Source organism: Gordonia sp. IEGM753, assembly GCF_050321825.1.
In the GTDB taxonomy this organism is placed as follows: domain Bacteria; phylum Pseudomonadota; class Gammaproteobacteria; order Pseudomonadales; family Pseudomonadaceae; genus Aquipseudomonas.
In genome coordinates, this window is record NZ_JBNQGB010000001.1 from 1,181,016 (window position 1) to 1,198,180 (window position 17,165).

Consider the following 17,165-nt stretch of genomic DNA (forward strand, 5'->3'; position numbering starts at 1 on the left):
GCAGAGGCGCCCATGGACCGTTTTGATGCAATGCAGGCCTTCGCCCGGGTAGTGGAGGCGGGCAGTTTCACCAAGGCTGCCGAAACGCTGCACATGAGCAAGACCAGCGTGACGCAACTGGTGCAGCAACTGGAGGCGCGGCTGCGGGTAAAACTGCTCAACCGCACCACGCGCAAGGTCAATGTGACCGCCGATGGCGCGGTGTTTTACGAGCGCGTGGTGCGGCTGCTGGCCGACATGGACGATGCTGAAACCAGTCTTTCGAGCGCTGCGACACTGCCCAGAGGCCGACTGCGGGTGGACGTGCCCAGCCCGCTCGCGAGCATGATCCTGGTGCCGGCACTGCCAGCGTTTCACGCGCGGTATCCGGATATCCAGATCGACATGGGGGTCAGTGACCGCATTGTCGACATGATCGGGGAAAACGTCGATTGCGTGGTGCGGGGTGGCGAGATCAGTGACCAGTCGTTGATGGCGCGGCGTATCGGCGACCTGCAACTTGGCGTGTACGCCGCGCCCGGCTACCTGGAGCGTCTGGGCACGCCAACCCATCCTCGGGAGCTGGAAGATTCTGATCAGCGCATTGTCGGGTTTCTCTGGGCACGCACGGGCAAGGCGCTGCCGTATGCCATGCATCGGGACGGTGAGAGCGTCAATATCAAAGGCCGCTACGTGCTTGCCGTTGACGATGGCAATGCCTACCTTGCGGCAGGGCTGGCCGGGTTGGGCGTGCTGTGGATGCCGGACTACATGGCAAAGGCTCATGTAGCCCGTGGTGAGTTGGTGCGATTGTTCGAAGATTGGCAGTTTGAACCGATGCCGATTTTCGTGGCATTCCCGCCCAATCGGCATATCAGCATCAAGCTGCGGGTGTTCATTGATTGGGTCGCCGAATTGATGGCGCAGCACGCGCCGGTGATGGACCTTCAAGCGCGGCGACATTTATGAAGATCGTGTTAATCGTCAGGCTTGAACTTGCGCAACCATTCGTTTGGTCGATACTCAACATCAAGTAATGCACGTTCTGTTTTTCCGACAAGGGAGGAAGATAGCTTCATATCGAATTCGCCTTTGAAGGAGTCTGCGCGATGAAAATTTCAACTTTGCTGACGTTTGTTGCTGTATTGACCGGCAGCGCTTTCGCTTCAATTCCAGCCTACGCGGCCGACCCGTCCTGCCACTTTCTGCCGATGGCCGATAGCGCTGCCACTTTGCAGAATGCGCAATCGGTAGGCGTGCTCTATAGCGAAAACACCGTCGATACCCTGCAATACCTTGAGCAATACCATTCGGTGGCAGTGAACGGCGCGAAAAATCCTGCGCTGGATTCGCGCATCAGCAGTGCGTTCGTTAAAAGCTCCGATCCGAAACTGGCGATCAACTGGTTGATGGCGTCATTGCACAAGGAATTTGCTTCGGTGACGGTGTACGACAACCTCGATGCCTTGGTGCAAGCGCACCCGGACGTGGTGGTGATGCTCGACACCTACAGCCGTTTGGTTTCGAAGCGCAACGATCAGGTCGAAGCGCGTTTCATGGCCAAGTTCTACGACGCCAACCTGCAATACATCGGCATGGCCGAAGGCTCGCGTTCGCAAAAAATGCCGTCGGTCTGGGTGCACGGCAAAGCTGCGCCAGAAATTGCCGCGCAAATCGACAAGCAGAATGACATCCAGCTGAACGCGTTGAAGCAATTTGACTCGTCGCTGAAAGCGTTGGTGAAATCAGGCAATGTGGCGCAGGTCGCGAACAACTGATCGCTGCCTGGCCACACCGCTTTTCATCTCAAGCCTTGATCACGTAGCCGTACGCGCGGATGCGCCCCTCGGTCTCTTTCAAGTACACGCCCTGAAGTTCCGGGGTGAAGCCTGGCAGTGAATTGATCCCTTCTTCCAACGCCAGGAAGTACTTGAGCACCGCGCCGCCCCATATTTCCCCCGGCACCACACACAGCACGCCGGGCGGGTAGGGCAGCGCACCTTCGGCGGCGATGCGTCCTTGCGCGTCGGCCAGCGCTACCAGCTCAACGTTGCCGCGCACGAATTCGAATTGCGCTTGTTGCGGGTTCATCGCCTTTTTCGGGAAGTGTTCCTTACGGAACATCGCCTTCTGCAAATGCTGAACATCGTGTTCCCGATACAGGTCGTGCATTTCCTGGCAGAGCTGGCGAATCGTGTAGTTGCGATACCGTTGCTCGTGTTGCGCGTAAATGGCCGGCAGTACTCGGCTCATTGGCGCGTCGTCATTGATGAAACGCTCGAAACGGGCGATTTGCGCGGCGAGATGCGTCATCTTCGCCCAGTCTTCGGCCGGCGTGAGCAGGAACAGAATCGAGTTCAGGTCGCATTTTTCCGGAACGATGCCGTTCTCTCGCAGGAAGTTGGCGAGGATGCCCGCGTGAATCCCGAAGTCGGTGTAGTTGCCATCTACCGGGTCGATGCCCGGCGTGGTGAACAGCAATTTGCAGGGATCGATGAAGTATTGTTTGTCTTCATAGCCTGCAAACGCATGCCAGCGATCTTTTGGATGGAACTCGAAAAACCGGATGTCACTGGCGATTTCGTCAGTGGGATAGTCTTCCCACGCGCGACCTTCGATGGTCACAGGCACGAACGGGCGGACCATGGTGCAGGCTTCGAGGATCAACTTGCGCGCGTCGATACCGAACTTCACGCAGTCTTCCCACAGGCGCAGGCCGCTGCGTCCGGAGTGGATGCGCGCATTCACATCCAGGGAGGCAAACAGTGGGTAGAACGGGCTGGTAGAGGCCTGCGCCATGAACGCGTTGTTCAGTCGCGCGTGGTTACAGTAGCGGGCCTGACCTTTGATGTGCCGGTCTTTCTTGTGGATCTGTGAAGCCTGGGAAAATCCTGCCTGCTGTTTATGCACCGATTGGGTGACGAAAATACCCGGGTCGTTTTCATTCAGGTCGAGCAGCAGTGGCGAGCAATCCTTCATCATCGGGATGAACTGCTCGTAACCCACCCACGCCGAATCAAACAAAATGTAATCGCACAGTTTGCCGATGCGATCGACGACTTGCCGGGCGTTGTAGACCGTGCCGTCATAGGTGCCGAGCTGAATCACGGCGAGGCGGAACGGTCGCGCCAGGCCTGCCTTTTCGGGTGCGACTTCGCGGATCAGCTCGCGCAAATATTCCTCTTCGAAGCAATGCGCGTCGATACCGCCAATGAAGCCGTAGGGGTTGCGTGCGGTCTCCAGATAAACCGGGGTCGCGCCGGCCTGAATCAACGCACCTTGGTGCACGGATTTATGGTTGTTACGATCAAACAGCACCAGGTCGCCAGGGGTCAGCAACGCATTGGTCACCACTTTGTTCGACGCCGAGGTGCCGTTCAGGACGAAGTAGGTTTTGTCGGCATTGAACACTTTGGCTGCGTGTTTTTGAGCCAGTAACGCGGGGCCTTCGTGAATCAACAAGTCGCCGAGTTTGACGTCGGCGTTGCACATGTCGGCGCGAAACAAGGTCTCACCGAAGAAATCGAAAAACTGCCGGCCCGCCGGGTGTTTGCGGAAAAACTGACCGCCCTGATGCCCGGGACAGGCGAACGTGGCATTGGCCGATTCGGTGTAGGTTTTCAGGGAATCGAAGAAGGGTGGCAGCAAGCTTTCTTCATACGCCTTGGCCGCCGTTTCCAGTTGATGCCCATGGTATTCGGCGTTGTTGCGCGAGGGGTCAAAAATACCATTGACCTGCAGCAACACGTCTTGCAAGTGCTTGTAGACATCGCGAGGTTTGTTGTCCGAGCCCGGGGAGGCGACCAGGAAAATCGGGATATCAAAACCGGTGCGCTGCAGGGCTGCAAGCGCACCCGCCATCACATCGTCTACCGCGAACACCGCGACGGCGACGTCGGTGTAATCGGTCTGGTTGATCGGCACCACTTCTCGTGAAGTCGCAAAGCATTCGATGGCGGAATAACTGGCGGCTATTTTCAAAGCTTTCATGCGAACAATCTCCTAGCGGACACTCACTTGTCCGCTGTTATTCAAGAGATCAATTTACCGAGGCCGCCTTCAGGCGACCCTGACCCAAATCATGTCCACAGTGGTTATAGATCATGACCGGCCATTGCCTGGCATTTCTAGCGCAGGACGGACGAGAGGTGCTGCAACGTCTGCGCTTCCACGCTCCCTTCGTTAGCGCCTTGATCGAAAACCGCACACGTGGCGCTAACGCCGGCAAACGTGCTGCGATAAACCGCAATAACGCTGCCCGGCCCGGCGCCGGTGTGTCCGCTTAACACCCGCCCAGCGGTTGCCGCACCGTGCATCAGGCCCAAGCCATAGCCTGGCGAAATCCAGGGCCGTCCGGCGATAGGACCGCCCAATACTCGCGCCGCTTGCATGTCCTGCACCATCGATACGGGTAACAGATGCCCTGCCAGCAGACGGTCCAGGCACAACGCTGCCTGTGCCAGTGGGCCTACCAACAAGCCGTGATAGACCCAGCCTGGAGCGTATGTCGACGGGGTGATATCGCCTTGCGCGGTTGCCAGCCGAATGCCGGACAGGCCGAGCGGTGAAAACACCCGTTCGTTCAAGGCCTGTGCGAGCGGCAGATCGGTCAGTCGCTCGATCACCTTGGCCACAAACAGATAACCGACATTGGAGTAGCGCCAGCCTTCGCCGGGCGTATAGCGCAACCGTGTGGCGTCGAGTCGATGCAGCATGTCCTCGGCCGTCCACGGTGCCTCATTGCGGGCAACCGCTGCGTGGTAATCGGCCAGTTCACTGTAATCCGCCAAACCGGCTTCATGCCGCAGTAACTGGCGCAAAGTGAACGGGCCCTCAGGCAAGGCGTCATCGAGGCCGAGCAAGCCGTCGCGCACCAGCGACATTGCGGCGCCAGCCAACACGGTTTTGGTAAAGCTCCACCACGGCACTGTTGCCTCCGACAGTTCAGGGGTGCGCAGCGTACTGTCAGAGACGAGGGCGAAAAGCATGGCAGGTGACTCTGAAAAGGAATGCGCGGATTTTGCCAGAGTTCGATTCGCCTGCACCCGCATTGTATTCGCGCAAGGGTTTGGCTAATCTTGCACAAACCCGCATAAACAGGCAAAACCATGCAATCACAGCATTCTTCGGCTGAACTGCCTCATGTCCGTCGGCAGAAAATACTGCTGATTCTGGAGCGTGACGGCAAGGTCATGGCCTCCGCGTTGAGCCAGCATTTCGCGGTGTCCGAAGACACGATTCGGCGTGACCTGCTGGAGCTGTCCGTTGCAGGCTTGGTGCAGCGTGTGCACGGCGGCGCGCTGCCTCGTCCCAAGGACACCGGCAAGGATTTCTTTACCCGGGTCAGCGAAACCGATGAAGTGAAGACGCAGTTGGCGCAACTGGCTGCACGCGAAGTTCAGAACGGTCAAATCGTGATGTTCGATTCTGGCTCCACAACACTGCAGATTGCGCGGTCGTTGCCCTCGGATATTTCCATCACGGCAGTCACCGCGTCGCCGATGATCGCGATCATCCTGGCTGAGCACAAAGGCATCAACGTGATTCTGGCGGGTGGCCAACTCAACCCGGCGACCCTGTCTGTCAACGGTCATGAAACCCTGAGATTGATTGAAAGCATCAAGGCAGACCTGCTGTTCACCGGCGTCTGTGCCATTCACCCGGACGTCGGGATTACGTCACTGCATTTCGATGAAGTGCCGGTGAAGCTGGCAATGCTCGACAGCGCTTCTCATGTGATAGCGGTGACCACGGCAGACAAACTGGGGGCCGTTGAACCGTTTGTGGTCGCCCCGTGCAATCGCATTCATACGCTGATGACTGAACAATACCTTGCCTCAGGCAGCGTCGAGGATTACCAGCGTCAGGGCATCCACGTGGTACAGACCCTGCCTCAGCATTCGTTAAGCCGCAACTGAGCGCACAAGCCGCCCTCAGGCAAGTTGTAGAGCTTGAGGCTGCTGCCGATCTTGCTCACGATCATGGCCACGATGGCCAGCCCGAGGCCTGCGCCATTGGCATTGCCCTGGCTGTAGAATCGCTCGAACAGCCGGGCGTATTCCGCCTCGTCAATCCCTGGCCCGCAGTCGGCGATGCTGATGTACACCGCCCCCGAGGTTTGCAGACGAATCTGCACCCGGACTTCACTGCCGGGCGGGGAGAAGTTCAGGGCATTGGTCACAAGATTTTGCAGGGCGATGGCCAACGCCACGGGGTCGGTGTGGACCTCGCAATCGTGGTCACTCTCCAGCACCAGGTCGACGTCTTTTTCCAGCGCCAGCGGTGCCAACTCGGCCAATTCTTCGCGCACCAGTGCGGTCAGTTCGACGACGCTGATGCGCGGATTGTTCAGGCGCGGTTCGATGCGGGCCATGGTCAGTAACTGGCTACCGATGCGGGTGGCTCGATCAACGCCTGCGACCAAAAATTCCAGTGCTTCTTCACGCTGTTCCAAGGTACTGGCGCGCTGCGCGTTTTGTGCGTGAATGCGCAAGATCGCCAACGGCGTGCGCAGCTCATGGGCCGCGTCGGCGATAAAACGACGCTCGCGCTCCAGCAACTTGTCGATCTGCGCCAACAGGCCATTGAGCGCGGTTTGCATGGGCTCCAGGTCGACGGGAAGCGGTTTGAGCTGCAGCGGCTGCAATGCTTCGGTGTTACGCCCACGGATTGCCCGGGTCATGGCGCGCAACGGTTTGAGGCCCCAGCCGATGGTCAGCCAGATCAGCGCCGCCAGTAGCGGTACGCCGATCAACGTGGGCCACAGGGTATGGCGAACGATGCGCTGAATCAGGTCCTGACGAATGTCGTCACGCTCGCCAACCCAGATCAGCAAACCCTGTTGCGGGTCTGCGAGCAAAAAGGCGCACCAGTCGCGGCCGTTTTCCAACAGGTCGTGCGCGCCCAGCGTGGTCGGCGGAAACGCCAGCACCGGTGCTTCGGCGGAGCGCATCAGCAGTTCGCCATCGGTGCGCCACACCTGAAAAGTCAGCCGCGTTTCGTAAGGGTGCGCCACTTCGCCGTCACCCACCCGGCTCATGGCGTCATCGAACGCCTGGTACAAACGATTCCAGTCGGTATCGCCGGGTTCCCGTTGGCGCAGTACGCCCTGCAGCAGTCGGGCACTTTGCGCGAGTTGAGCGTCGTAAACTTCTTCGATTTCGTGATGGCTGTCGCGCAAGGCGAGCCAACTGATCAGTACGTTGCCGATCAGCAACAGCACCAACACTGGCACCAGAATGCGTGCGCGTACCGAGATCATGGTTTGAGCTCCACGACATAACCAACACCGCGCACGGTGCGAATCAGTTCCGTGAACAGTTTCTTGCGCAGGTTATGAATCAGAACCTCCAGCGTATTGCTCTCGACCCGGTCCTGCCAGCCGTACAACGCCCGGGACAAGCGTTCGCGGGTGACCACTTTGCCGGGGCGAGCCATCAGTTGATGCAGCAACTGGTACTCCATCGGTGTGACCACCACCTCCCAACCCTGATAGCTGACTTGCTGAGTGGCCGGGTCCAGGCTGACACCCGCGTGCTCCAACAACGGTTGCGCGCGGCCCTGGCTGCGGCGCAGCAGGGCACGGACCCGGGCCTTGAGCTCTTCGACGTCGAAGGGTTTGATCAGGTAGTCGTCGGCGCCAGCGTCGAGCCCGGCAATCCTTTCGGCGGTGCCGTCGCGGGCGGTCAGGATCAGCACCGGAAGGTCATGTTGATCGGCGCGCAGTTGTTGCAACAACGTCAGGCCGTCGAGCCGCGGCAAGCCAAGGTCGAGCAGCAGCAGGTCGAAATTTTCGCAGCGCAAGGCGTGCTGCGCACTGAGCCCGTCCTGCAGCCAGTCGAGCGTGTAGCCCTCGGCGCTCAAGGCCACGCGAATGCCTTGGCCCAAGGCACGATCATCTTCGACAAGCAGCAAGCGCATGGGCGGTTCTCGGCAGTAAACAGGTAACGGGACGGCGGCATGATGCCGCCACGAACGCGGCGCTGGCAGCCCCCTCGCCGGGAAAGATGTAACGGCGCGTTGCGAACTAAGCTTGGGCTAAGGTTGGTTTTGCACAGTGCAGCTCCCTCATTAAACGAGAGTGCTTCCATGCGCAAACTACTGCTGTTGTCGTTGGTCATCCTGAGCCCGATGGCCGTTGCCGGACCTCAATGCACCACTGCCGAACGTTCGCAATGGCAAGACCAGAAAGCCTTCCAGGAGCAACTCAAGGCACAGGGTTATGAGATCAGCAAGTTCAAGGTCACCGACGGTAATTGCTACGAGATCTATGGCTTCGACAAGGACAAGCGCAAGGTCGAGATTTACCACGATCCGGTGACCGGCAAAGCGATCAAGAGTGAGATCAAAGGCTGATGCCGCCTGAGTCCCTGCGCCTCTGGGACCCCGTGGTAAGGGTGTTTCATCTCTCTATTGCGGGTGTCTTCGTTGCCAATTACTTCTTCAACGAAGCGGGTGACGACTGGCATGTCTGGCTCGGTTATTACGCCGCTGCCTGGTTGCTGGTACGTGTGGTGTGGGGGTTCATCGGGCCACGAAGTGCTCGTTGGGCAGACTTCTGGCCGACGCCGGCGAGGCTTATCGGGCACGTGCGATCACTGATGGCCAAGCGTCCCGAGCATCGTCTCGGGCACTCGCCTATGGGTGCGTTAGTGATGATTGCGATGATGTTGGCGATGGCGATCCTGGCACTCAGTGGCTGGGCAATGGAGGAGGTCGATGCTTTGTGGGGCGCCGACTGGCCATTGCTGGTTCACGAAACCTGCGCCAACGTGCTGCTCGGTCTGGTCGGTATTCATGTCGCGGCCGCACTGGTTGAAAGTGTGATGGTCCGCGACAACTTGCCGTTATCGATGCTCACCGGCCGTCGTCGGCGACTCCCCGATGATGCTGCGCGCTGATCACCCGCGCCCTGTCGCTTGCCCCCCACCCGCACCTGCAACAGGTCATTCATGCGTACCCTTTCTTTTCGCCTGATTTTCATCATCAGCAGTGTGTTGCTGGTCAGTATTTTCTTCGCCGCGTGGCGTAGCCATCCGGACCATGTCCTGGCGGATTTCGCCGAGGCCAGTCCGGCCATTCCGACGCCGGCACAAAAGCCTGCGGTGGTGTACACCAGCCGTTTCGTGTCCTCAGATCTGGGGGATTTCGTGCATTCCTCATCGGTGACCGCATTGCCTGGCGGCAACTTGATGGCCGTGTGGTTCGCTGGCTCCCGCGAAGGGGCAGCCGATGTGCAGATACGCGCCTCGCGTTTTGACGCCAACAGTGCCGAGTGGGGCGCCGAACAGGTGCTGGCCACGCGCGAATCGACGCGCCTCGGCACCCTCAAGCACATCCGCAAACTGGGCAACCCGGTGATTGCCATGGCACCCGACCAACGCCTGTGGCTGTTCTATGTGTCGGTGTCGGTTGGCGGTTGGGCCGGCAGTGCGATCAATGCCATGGTCTCGGATGACCTGGGTCGCAGTTGGTCGCCACCTCGGCAACTGATTACCTCGCCGTTCTTCAATATCAGCACGCTGGTGCGCGCTGCACCGGTGTTTCATGCGGACGGCTCAATCGGTTTGCCGATCTATCACGAGTTCCTCGGCAAATTCGCCGAGTACCTGTACCTGAATGCGAACGGCGAGGTGATCGACAAGTTTCGTATCAGCCGTGGCACCAACGCCTTGCAACCGACGATTGTGCCGCAGGATGGGCGTCGCGCCGTGGCCATGTTGCGGTACGCCGGCAACACTCATCATCGGGTACTGGCCAGCCGCACTGAAGACGCCGGGCAAACCTGGAGCAAGCCCTATCCGCTTGAGCCGGCCAACCCCAACTCATCGTTGGCGGCGGTGGGTACCCCCGATGACGGCTTGCTGGTAGCGCTGAATGACCTGCGCGATGGGCGTTTCAAGTTGAGCTTGTATGGCACCAACCCCGGGCTTAGCGAGTGGCGCAACCTGGCCGAACTGGATCAGTCGCCTGATCCGTTGGGCAAGGCGTTTGCGCCACACGCGTACAAGGCAATCATCGGCGAGGGCTTTCGTGCCTCAAGTGGCGCGCGGCGATTGCCACTGGAACAGGGTTTCCTGAGCAATCTGGATTACCGGGTGTGCAAACCCGAAGGCTGTGAGTTCGAGTACGAATACCCGTACTTCAGCCGCAGCCCGGACGGCATGTACCACCTGGTTTATTCGTGGAACAACACGTTCATTAAACATGTCAGCTTCAATGATGCCTGGCTGGCGGAGCGACTCTGATGCTACCTCTCTGGCAAGCCCACTTGAGTTTCACCCTGGTGCTTTTTGTACTGCTGGGTTCGTTTGATTTCACCGCACGTTGGCGTCCCTGGTTATTGCCGGCGCTGGCGCTGGTCGGCTTCATTCCCATTGAGGGCCTCTCGCTGGCAGCGTACGCGCGCAGCTTTACCGATGATCTGGCCATCAGCACGCTGGTGTTTCTAGGCTGGGCCTGTTTGTTGCGTCTGGGCGTGATGCAACCGTTGAAACGGGCCCCGCGCAGTCAACTGCTGCTGGTGTTCGCAGTGTTCGGTTTGATCTTGTACCCGGCCACCCTCGGCCTGACTTATTTCGACCCTTATCGATGGGGCTTCAACCCGCGACCGATGATCGTGCTTGTCGGGCTGACGGCGCTGTTGCTGCTCTGGCTGCGCAACGCCTTGGGCGTATGGATGCTGGCCGTCGGCACGTTGGCGTTCACGCTGCGGTTGAAGGCGTCGGAAAACTATTGGGATTACCTGATCGATCCGCTGTTAGCGGGGTACTGCGTGGTGGCCGGGTTCAGGCTGCTCGCCGTGGCTATCTGGCGTTGGGTCCGGCCTGCGCAAGGTGTTCTGAAACCTTCGCTGCACGGCTGACCCGCTCCTGCGCCAATGCATGAATAACACTTAGAGGTAAACGATGGGCTGGTTGCAATCACGGCGCCTGCGCTACGGCGTCGGCGCGATAGGGTTGATGTTTTTACTGTTTGCCTTACTCAGGCTGATGTTTGTGTTGGGGTTTTCCGGGATCGATATCCGGGGGTCGCCGACAATCCGCACGTGCTCGAAACGTTAGGCATCGGTCTGCGTTTTGACCTGCGCCTGGCGGTGTTGCTGATGCTGCCGTTGGCCTTGTTCGCATGGTTGCCGCGCTGGAATCTGATTCGTACACCGGCATTGCGTTGGTTGGCCCGGGGTTATCTGCTGCTGGCGCTGGCCGTTGTCGGGTGGGTGTACATCGTCGATTTTGGTCACTACGCCTACCTCGGTGTGCGGATCAACGCGACGGTGCTGCGTTACCTGGAAGACGCGCAAATCTCGCAGCAAATGGTGTGGCAAACCTACCCGGTGCTGTGGATCACTGCTGGTTGGGTGACGGTGGTTGCGCTGTGGTTTTACGGCCTGATTCGCCTGGAGCGCGTGACCCTGGACCGTGAGCCTGCCGTGATTCGCCGAACCTCGATGGCCTTCGGTGCCGGGTTGGGCGTGGTCGTGGTGCTGCTGGCATTGCTGGGCCGTGTCGAGAACCTCAACCTGCAAAACCCGGTGCCGCTGCGCTGGAGCGACGCGTTCTTTTCCGGTAATGGCCAAATTGCCGCCCTGGGCTTGAACCCGGTGATTTTTCTATACGACACACTCAAGGTCGGGCAGTCGCAGTTCGATGAAGCGCAAGTGCGGCAGCATTACCCGGCGGTGGCTCAATACCTGGGGGTAGAACTGCCAGACCCGCAAACGCTGACCTTCGAACGCCGACAAGCCGTGCAGCCTTATAAAGCCCCGGGCGAACGAGCGCCGAACGTAATCTTCGTGATGCTCGAGTCACTGGGCACCAGTGCCGTCGGTGCTTATGGCAACCCGTTGAACCCGACCCCAAACATTGATCGCCTGGCGGGCCAGAGCTGGTTTTTCAAGCACTTCTACGTGCCGGTCACCGGCACCGCGAAAACGGTATGGGCCAGCATTACCGGAGTCCCCGACGTTACGCGCCAGGAAACCGCAACGCGTAATCCACTGATTACCCGCCAGCACACCCTGATCAATTCTTTTACTGACTATCACAAGCTCTACATGATTGGTGGCAATGCCGGGTGGGCCAATATCAACGCCTTGATCCGGCAAAGTGTCGATGGCGTTCGGCTCTACGAGGAAAGTGACTGGCGCTCGCCGCTGGTCGATGTGTGGGGTATTTCGGACCTTGACCTGTTCAAGGAAAGCGACCGCATCATCCGCGACCTGCCCAAGGACCAGCCGTTCTTTGCCTACCTGCAAACCTCCGGCAATCACCGGCCCTTTACCATTCCCAAGGACAACGACGGTTTTGAAGTCAGTCACCTGACAACCGAACAAGTGCAAGCCGCCGGATCGCGCAGCGTCGAGCAATACAATGCCGTGCGCCTGCTGGATTTCAATATCGGAAGGCTGATGGACATCGCGAAGGAGGGCGGTTACTACGACAACACAATCTTCGTGTTCTTTGGCGATCACAACACCCGCATCAGCCAGATTCCTCACATGGCGCCGGCCTTCGAGCAGTTGGGGTTGGAAAGCAATAATGTGCCGATGCTGATTCACGCGCCGGGCCTGTTGCAACCCAAGGTCATCGATGAAGCCGTGGGGCTGGCGGATCTGCTGCCAACAGTGGCGGGCATGGCGGGCATGTCATTCACCAATGGCGCGATGGGCCGCGATATCCAGCAACCGGCGCCGGAAGGTGAGCGGGTGGTGCCGTTGGTGTTGCGTGAAGGCACTTTTCCGCTGATCGGCGGCGTGACCCAACATCACTTGCTGCAAATGCAGCACGATGGCAGCTCGCCGACGCTGCACGACCTGGCGTCCGCCACGCCGACCGAGAATATCGCCGAGCAGAATCCGCAGGAGTTCAAGCGCCTGGTGGAGCTGACGCGGGGCCTGCATGAGAGTTCACGCCTGATGTTGTACCGCAACGTGCGCACGGATTAGTTGCGACGCTGCTCAGGAAACAGGTGCTCTTTGAGGAAGTCGATAAACACCCGCAACTTGAGTGCCGGGTGTTTACCGGAAGGCCACATGATCCGGTATTCACCGGGCTGTGAGCAGTCGTCCAATACCCTCAGCAACTTGCCGCGTTCCAGCCATTCCCTGATCGCGAAATCCGGCAGGCAGGCGATGCCGATACCTTGCACTGCGAAACTGACCCTGGCTTGAAGATTATTGCAGACCACTGACGTGGGTAACTGCAGGTCGATTTCCTGCGCATCGGCGCGCAATGGCCAGACCTGGAGTTTGCCGGTGTTGGGGAAGCGGAACTGGATGCAGGCATGCTGCGCCAGCTCAACAGGGTGCTGCGGCACGCCGTGCTCATGGAAATACTCCGGTGCGCCGACCAATATCATTTGATAGTCGCCCAGGCGACGTGAGGTCAGGCTTGAGTCAGGCACCTCACCGCTGCGCAGCACGGCGTCATAACCTTCTTCGATAACGTCAACCCGACGGTCATCAAAGGTCAGGTCGAGGTCGATCGCCGGGTAGTTTTTTTTGAACTGCGCCAGCACCGGCAGAAATGGATCACCGATCAGCGGCAGGCTTATCTTCAGCTTTCCGCGCGGCGTGGCATTGGTTTGTGAGAAGTCCGCCTCCGCGCCTTCAATTTCGGCAAGAATTCGCACACTGCGCTCAAGAAACCGCGAACCCTCATCCGTCAGCGTGACACTGCGCGTGCTGCGGTTGAACAGCCGCACGCCGAAGCGTTCCTCGAGTCGCACGATGCTTTTGCCGATGGCGGAGGCGGAGACGCCCATCAGGCGTCCGCTGGCGACAAAACTGCGGGTTTCGGCCACTGATACGAAGACGTTCAAAGCATTCAAACTGTCCATTTGGCTCTCGGATAGGGGCGACGGCAGGAACGTTTAATGTACTCCATTGCGGAATAAAACGTCCGCAGATAGCGGAGGGTTTACCTACTTAATCCGCACCTCTGGGTCTTTTATCATCGGTACGACTGTCACTCACCGAGGTAAACGTCATGTCCGAATTAATGCAACGCTGGGAAATTTCTGCATTTGGCCTGGATAACCTGAGCCTGGCATCCATGCCGCGGCCGACCCCGAAACACGGGGAAATCCTGGTAAAAATAGAAGCCGTTTCGCTCAACTATCGCGACACCCAGGTCGCCGAAAACGGCATGACCGCACACCTGGATTTTCCATTCACCCCGGCCTCCGACATGGCAGGTACCGTGGTTGCGGTGGGTGAGGGCGTCACACGCTTTGCCGTCGGTGAGCGCGTGATCTCAACCTACATTACCAACTGGATAGATGGTAATCCAAAGACCTGGGCGCAGATGCCGACGCAAGGTGGACCGATCCAGGGAATGCTCGCGCAATACGTGGTGACGCCAGCAGAGTGGTGCGTGCGTGCGCCGAAAAACCTGTCGGCGGTAGAGGCCAGCACCCTGCCAATCGCTGCATTGACGGCATGGATGGCATTGATCGAACTGGGCCATCTGCACGCCGGGCAAACGGTTGTGGTTCAGGGCACTGGCGGTGTCTCGTTGTTCGCCGTGCAACTGGCAGCGGCCAGTGGCGCGAACGTGATTGTCACCAGCAGCAGCGAAGAAAAAATCGCTGAGGCGATCAAGCTTGGCGCCACCCATGGCATCAACCGCACCACTACACCCGATTGGCACACTGCGGTACTGGCGCTGACTGACGGGCGCGGCGCAGATCACATTCTGGAAATGGCGGGTGGCGACAATCTTGGCCGCTCACTGCAGGCGATTGTGCCGGGTGGCCGGGTGTCGATCATCGGTTTGTTGGACTCCGATGAACTGCGTACTCCGATCATGCCGTTACTGGGTAGCCGGGCCTCGATTGTGGCGGTTGCGGTGGGCCCGCGCCGCGCGTTGGAAGACTTGGTGCGCATGATTGACCACCACGCCATCAAGCCTGTTATCGATGCCACTTATTCTTTTGCGCAGGTACCGCAAGCGTTCGCCCACCTCAATCGTGGCGCGTTCGGCAAAGTGGTGGTCGACTTCGCAAAGGATGCGCAATGAACCGCACGATCAAACCCATGAGCGTCATGCCCTTTATCATCCTGGGCTTGTTTGGGTTGTATACGCTGGAGTTGGGCGTGGTCGGTATTTTGCCGATGATTGTCGAGCGCTTTGGCGTAACGGTTGCCCAGGCCGGTTTGCTGATGAGCTTGTTCGCTTTCATCGTGGCGATGTCCGGGCCGTTTCTGGTGCTGGTTTTTTCCCGATTCGATCGTAAGAAAGTGCTGGTGGGCGCATTGCTGTGCTTTTCCGTGAGCAGTGTTTTTTCGGCTTATGCGCCCAACTATTCAACGCTGATGGCATTGCGGATTTTACCGGCCATGCTGCACCCGGTATTTTTCTCTGCGGCTTTCGCCGCTGCCATCTCCCTCTATCCGAAGGAGCGGGCAGCCCACGCGACCACGGTAGCGTTCATCGGCACGACACTGGGGCTGGTGTTCGGAGTGCCGCTGACTGCGTGGGTTGCAGGGCGTTTCTCGTATGAGGCTTCCATCCTGTTTTGCGCGGTGGCCACGTTGCTTGCCGGGATTGGCCTGTTGCTGGCATTGCCGCGCCAGGTCAGCGCTGCGCAAAGCTTTGCCAGCCAGTTGTCGATTTTGCGAAAGCCGTCGGTGTGGTTGGCAATCATAGCGACGGTGTTGGTGTTCACCACCAAGTTCGCGGTGTACAGCTACGCCGCCGAATACCTCAAAACCCAGACGGGCATGGACGGTGAAACCATCAGCATTCTGCTGGTGATTTTCGGCGTCGGCGGGGTGCTGGGTAACCTCTTGGCAGGTCGGGCGCTGGCCAGTCACCTGGTGAAAACGGTGGTGTTGTTCCCGATCCTGCTGAGCGCTGCTTACCTGATCCTTTACGCCTTCGGCAGCCATTCTGTGGGTTCGATGATTTTTATCGTGTTGTTCTGGGGGGCGATTCACACCAGCGGCATGGTCATCACTCAAATGTGGATGACCCATGCGGCGCCACAAGCACACTCGTTTGCCACCAGCCTTTACGTCTCGGCGGCGAATGCCGGGATTGCGTTGGGCTCGTGGATCGGCGGCGTGTTTATCAACGCTTATGGCTTGCCTGGCATTCTGTGGTGCGGCCTGATATTTGCGGGGCTTTCGCTGGTTGCCATCGTGACAGGCGCAGTGCTCGACCGCGCTCGCAGCGATACCGGTCAAACCTTGGCCCTTGCCCGCTAGGCAGGGTGGCGCAGGGCTTTGATAAAGGCTTGCAACGCCGAAGACATCTGCCGGTTGCTGGGGTAATACAAGTAGAAGCTGGGGAACGGTGTGGACCACTCTTCAAGGAGCGGCACCAATGCACCGCTGTCCAGCTCTGCTTTTATCCACTCGCGAATCCACACCGTTATGCCCAGGCCATCGACTGCCGATTGCAACGCAACCGCGCAGTCGCTGACCACCAGTGAACCTTTTACGCTGAGCTCGAAAGGCGTGCCGTCGTTGAAAAAGCGCCATTTGTAGAGCCCGGCCTCACCCGACCGGCGCCAATTCACACAACTGTGTTGCAGCAGGTCCACAGGCTTGCGCGGCGCACTTCTGTGCAACAAGTATTTGGGCGATGCCACGGCGATCTGCGTCAGGGGTTCGCTGAGTTTGAGCGCGATCATGTCCTGCTCGATGAATTCGCCCAGACGAATCGCCGCGTCGTGACCTTGGGCGACGATGTCGGTGGTGCTGTCGTCGGTGGTCAGCTCGAGTTCGATGTCCGGGTAAGCCGCTTGAAACGAGGGCAAAATCGGCTGGATGAAATGCAACATCGCCACTTGTGGCGCACTGATGCGCAGCGTGCCGATGGGTGTATCCCGATAGTCGTTAAGGGCTTCCAGGGCCGAGTCCAGGTCAGCGAAAATCAGCTGCAGGCGTTCGGACAATTTGCTACCCGCCTCGGTGGTCGACACGCTGCGCGTGGTTCGATTCAGCAGGCGCACACCCAGACGTTCCTCCAGGCCTTTGATGGTCTGGCTCAGCGCAGAAGGGGAAACCCCCAAGGCGTGGGCCGCGCGGGAAAAGTTACGCGCTTGCGCCACCGCATAAAAGGCTTTGAGATTGGCGAATTCCTGACTGCGCATTGTGTATGCGCTCCTTCATAATGTTTGAAGATTGTTCAGTATTCTAAATAAACACCTTGGGCCAGACAATGCGGGCAACAGGCGAT

General features: G+C 58.9%; 16 protein-coding genes. 10 read left to right on the forward strand and 6 right to left on the reverse strand.

Annotated features, from left to right (window positions below):
* Positions 1–12: 12 nt before the first annotated feature.
* Positions 13–948 (forward strand): LysR substrate-binding domain-containing protein, encoded by a 936-nt coding sequence (locus tag ACQR3R_RS05475; RefSeq protein ID WP_428270998.1) that lies wholly within the window; start codon positions 13–15, stop codon positions 946–948.
* Between the two features lie 140 nt (positions 949–1,088).
* On the forward strand, positions 1,089–1,757 hold the full coding sequence (locus ACQR3R_RS05480) for a hypothetical protein (RefSeq protein ID WP_428270999.1): 669 nt from the start codon (positions 1,089–1,091) through the stop codon (positions 1,755–1,757).
* A gap of 28 nt (positions 1,758–1,785) precedes the next feature.
* Here the strand turns inward: ACQR3R_RS05480 and speF are convergent, their stop codons facing one another.
* Together speF and ACQR3R_RS05490 are read right to left on the reverse strand one after the other, a co-directional pair.
* Positions 1,786–3,969: an ornithine decarboxylase SpeF gene (gene speF, locus ACQR3R_RS05485; RefSeq protein ID WP_428271000.1), complete on the reverse strand. Its 2,184-nt coding sequence runs from the start codon at positions 3,967–3,969 to the stop codon at positions 1,786–1,788.
* A 137-nt stretch (positions 3,970–4,106) separates the two neighbouring features.
* Positions 4,107–4,967, reverse strand: a complete 861-nt coding sequence (locus ACQR3R_RS05490; RefSeq protein WP_428271001.1) for a serine hydrolase — start codon at positions 4,965–4,967, stop codon at positions 4,107–4,109.
* 120 nt (positions 4,968–5,087) lie between these two features.
* Here ACQR3R_RS05490 and ACQR3R_RS05495 point away from each other — a divergent pair, with 120 nt between their 5' ends.
* Complete coding sequence (locus ACQR3R_RS05495) at positions 5,088–5,897, forward strand: DeoR family transcriptional regulator (RefSeq protein ID WP_428271002.1); 810 nt, start codon at positions 5,088–5,090, stop codon at positions 5,895–5,897.
* Here ACQR3R_RS05495 and ACQR3R_RS05500 read toward each other — a convergent pair.
* Together ACQR3R_RS05500 and ACQR3R_RS05505 are read right to left on the reverse strand one after the other, a co-directional pair.
* Positions 5,873–7,240 (reverse strand): ATP-binding protein, encoded by a 1,368-nt coding sequence (locus ACQR3R_RS05500; protein WP_428271003.1) that lies wholly within the window; start codon positions 7,238–7,240, stop codon positions 5,873–5,875. The two genes, ACQR3R_RS05495 and ACQR3R_RS05500, sit on opposite strands and share 25 nt — an antisense overlap.
* Positions 7,237–7,899 (reverse strand): response regulator, encoded by a 663-nt coding sequence (locus tag ACQR3R_RS05505; protein WP_428271004.1) that lies wholly within the window; start codon positions 7,897–7,899, stop codon positions 7,237–7,239. Before ACQR3R_RS05505 ends, ACQR3R_RS05500 begins: the two co-directional genes overlap by 4 nt.
* Positions 7,900–8,067: 168 nt before the next feature.
* Here ACQR3R_RS05505 and ACQR3R_RS05510 point away from each other — a divergent pair, with 168 nt between their 5' ends.
* From ACQR3R_RS05510 to ACQR3R_RS05530, 5 genes are all read left to right on the forward strand, one after another.
* Positions 8,068–8,334 carry a PepSY domain-containing protein gene (locus ACQR3R_RS05510; protein ID WP_428271005.1) on the forward strand — a complete coding sequence of 89 codons (267 nt, stop codon included), beginning with the start codon at positions 8,068–8,070 and terminating at the stop codon, positions 8,332–8,334.
* A complete protein-coding gene (locus ACQR3R_RS05515; protein WP_428271006.1) occupies positions 8,334–8,879 on the forward strand; it encodes a cytochrome b/b6 domain-containing protein in 546 nt (181 codons plus the stop codon). Before ACQR3R_RS05510 ends, ACQR3R_RS05515 begins: the two co-directional genes overlap by 1 nt.
* A 51-nt stretch (positions 8,880–8,930) precedes the next feature.
* Complete coding sequence (locus ACQR3R_RS05520) at positions 8,931–10,226, forward strand: exo-alpha-sialidase (protein WP_428271007.1); 1,296 nt, start codon at positions 8,931–8,933, stop codon at positions 10,224–10,226.
* The gene (locus ACQR3R_RS05525; RefSeq protein ID WP_428271008.1) at positions 10,226–10,843 is read left to right on the forward strand and encodes a hypothetical protein; all 618 of its coding nucleotides are present in this window, start codon (positions 10,226–10,228) and stop codon (positions 10,841–10,843) included. Before ACQR3R_RS05520 ends, ACQR3R_RS05525 begins: the two co-directional genes overlap by 1 nt.
* 183 nt (positions 10,844–11,026) lie before the next feature.
* A complete protein-coding gene (locus ACQR3R_RS05530; protein ID WP_428271009.1) occupies positions 11,027–12,925 on the forward strand; it encodes a sulfatase-like hydrolase/transferase in 1,899 nt (632 codons plus the stop codon).
* Here ACQR3R_RS05530 and ACQR3R_RS05535 read toward each other — a convergent pair.
* A complete protein-coding gene (locus ACQR3R_RS05535) occupies positions 12,922–13,818 on the reverse strand; it encodes a LysR substrate-binding domain-containing protein (protein ID WP_428271010.1) in 897 nt (298 codons plus the stop codon). The genes ACQR3R_RS05530 and ACQR3R_RS05535 overlap by 4 nt on opposite strands.
* A gap of 149 nt (positions 13,819–13,967) precedes the next feature.
* On the opposite strand from ACQR3R_RS05535, the gene ACQR3R_RS05540 reads away from it, so the two are divergent.
* Complete coding sequence (locus ACQR3R_RS05540) at positions 13,968–14,999, forward strand: zinc-binding dehydrogenase (RefSeq protein ID WP_428271011.1); 1,032 nt, start codon at positions 13,968–13,970, stop codon at positions 14,997–14,999.
* Positions 14,996–16,189, forward strand: coding sequence for an MFS transporter (locus ACQR3R_RS05545; protein ID WP_428271012.1), 1,194 nt, complete (start codon positions 14,996–14,998; stop codon positions 16,187–16,189). The genes ACQR3R_RS05540 and ACQR3R_RS05545 overlap by 4 nt, the downstream gene beginning before the upstream one ends.
* Here the strand turns inward: ACQR3R_RS05545 and ACQR3R_RS05550 are convergent.
* The gene (locus ACQR3R_RS05550; protein ID WP_428271013.1) at positions 16,186–17,079 is read right to left on the reverse strand and encodes a LysR substrate-binding domain-containing protein; all 894 of its coding nucleotides are present in this window, start codon (positions 17,077–17,079) and stop codon (positions 16,186–16,188) included. The genes ACQR3R_RS05545 and ACQR3R_RS05550 overlap by 4 nt on opposite strands.
* Between the last annotated feature and the right edge of the window lie 86 nt (positions 17,080–17,165).

What these genes read in the sequence shown, in the direction of transcription:
- ACQR3R_RS05475 (WP_428270998.1), top strand. Translation starts at nt 13, where the DNA reads ATGGACCGTTTTGATGCAATGCAGGCCTTCGCCCGGGTAGTGGAGGCG.
- ACQR3R_RS05480 (WP_428270999.1), top strand. Translation starts at nt 1,089, where the DNA reads ATGAAAATTTCAACTTTGCTGACGTTTGTTGCTGTATTGACCGGCAGC.
- speF (WP_428271000.1), bottom strand. Translation starts at nt 3,969, where the DNA reads ATGAAAGCTTTGAAAATAGCCGCCAGTTATTCCGCCATCGAATGCTTT.
- ACQR3R_RS05490 (WP_428271001.1), bottom strand. Translation starts at nt 4,967, where the DNA reads ATGCTTTTCGCCCTCGTCTCTGACAGTACGCTGCGCACCCCTGAACTG.
- ACQR3R_RS05495 (WP_428271002.1), top strand. Translation starts at nt 5,088, where the DNA reads ATGCAATCACAGCATTCTTCGGCTGAACTGCCTCATGTCCGTCGGCAG.
- ACQR3R_RS05500 (WP_428271003.1), bottom strand. Translation starts at nt 7,240, where the DNA reads ATGATCTCGGTACGCGCACGCATTCTGGTGCCAGTGTTGGTGCTGTTG.
- ACQR3R_RS05505 (WP_428271004.1), bottom strand. Translation starts at nt 7,899, where the DNA reads ATGCGCTTGCTGCTTGTCGAAGATGATCGTGCCTTGGGCCAAGGCATT.
- ACQR3R_RS05510 (WP_428271005.1), top strand. Translation starts at nt 8,068, where the DNA reads ATGCGCAAACTACTGCTGTTGTCGTTGGTCATCCTGAGCCCGATGGCC.
- ACQR3R_RS05515 (WP_428271006.1), top strand. Translation starts at nt 8,334, where the DNA reads ATGCCGCCTGAGTCCCTGCGCCTCTGGGACCCCGTGGTAAGGGTGTTT.
- ACQR3R_RS05520 (WP_428271007.1), top strand. Translation starts at nt 8,931, where the DNA reads ATGCGTACCCTTTCTTTTCGCCTGATTTTCATCATCAGCAGTGTGTTG.
- ACQR3R_RS05525 (WP_428271008.1), top strand. Translation starts at nt 10,226, where the DNA reads ATGCTACCTCTCTGGCAAGCCCACTTGAGTTTCACCCTGGTGCTTTTT.
- ACQR3R_RS05535 (WP_428271010.1), bottom strand. Translation starts at nt 13,818, where the DNA reads ATGGACAGTTTGAATGCTTTGAACGTCTTCGTATCAGTGGCCGAAACC.
- ACQR3R_RS05540 (WP_428271011.1), top strand. Translation starts at nt 13,968, where the DNA reads ATGTCCGAATTAATGCAACGCTGGGAAATTTCTGCATTTGGCCTGGAT.
- ACQR3R_RS05545 (WP_428271012.1), top strand. Translation starts at nt 14,996, where the DNA reads ATGAACCGCACGATCAAACCCATGAGCGTCATGCCCTTTATCATCCTG.
- ACQR3R_RS05550 (WP_428271013.1), bottom strand. Translation starts at nt 17,079, where the DNA reads ATGCGCAGTCAGGAATTCGCCAATCTCAAAGCCTTTTATGCGGTGGCG.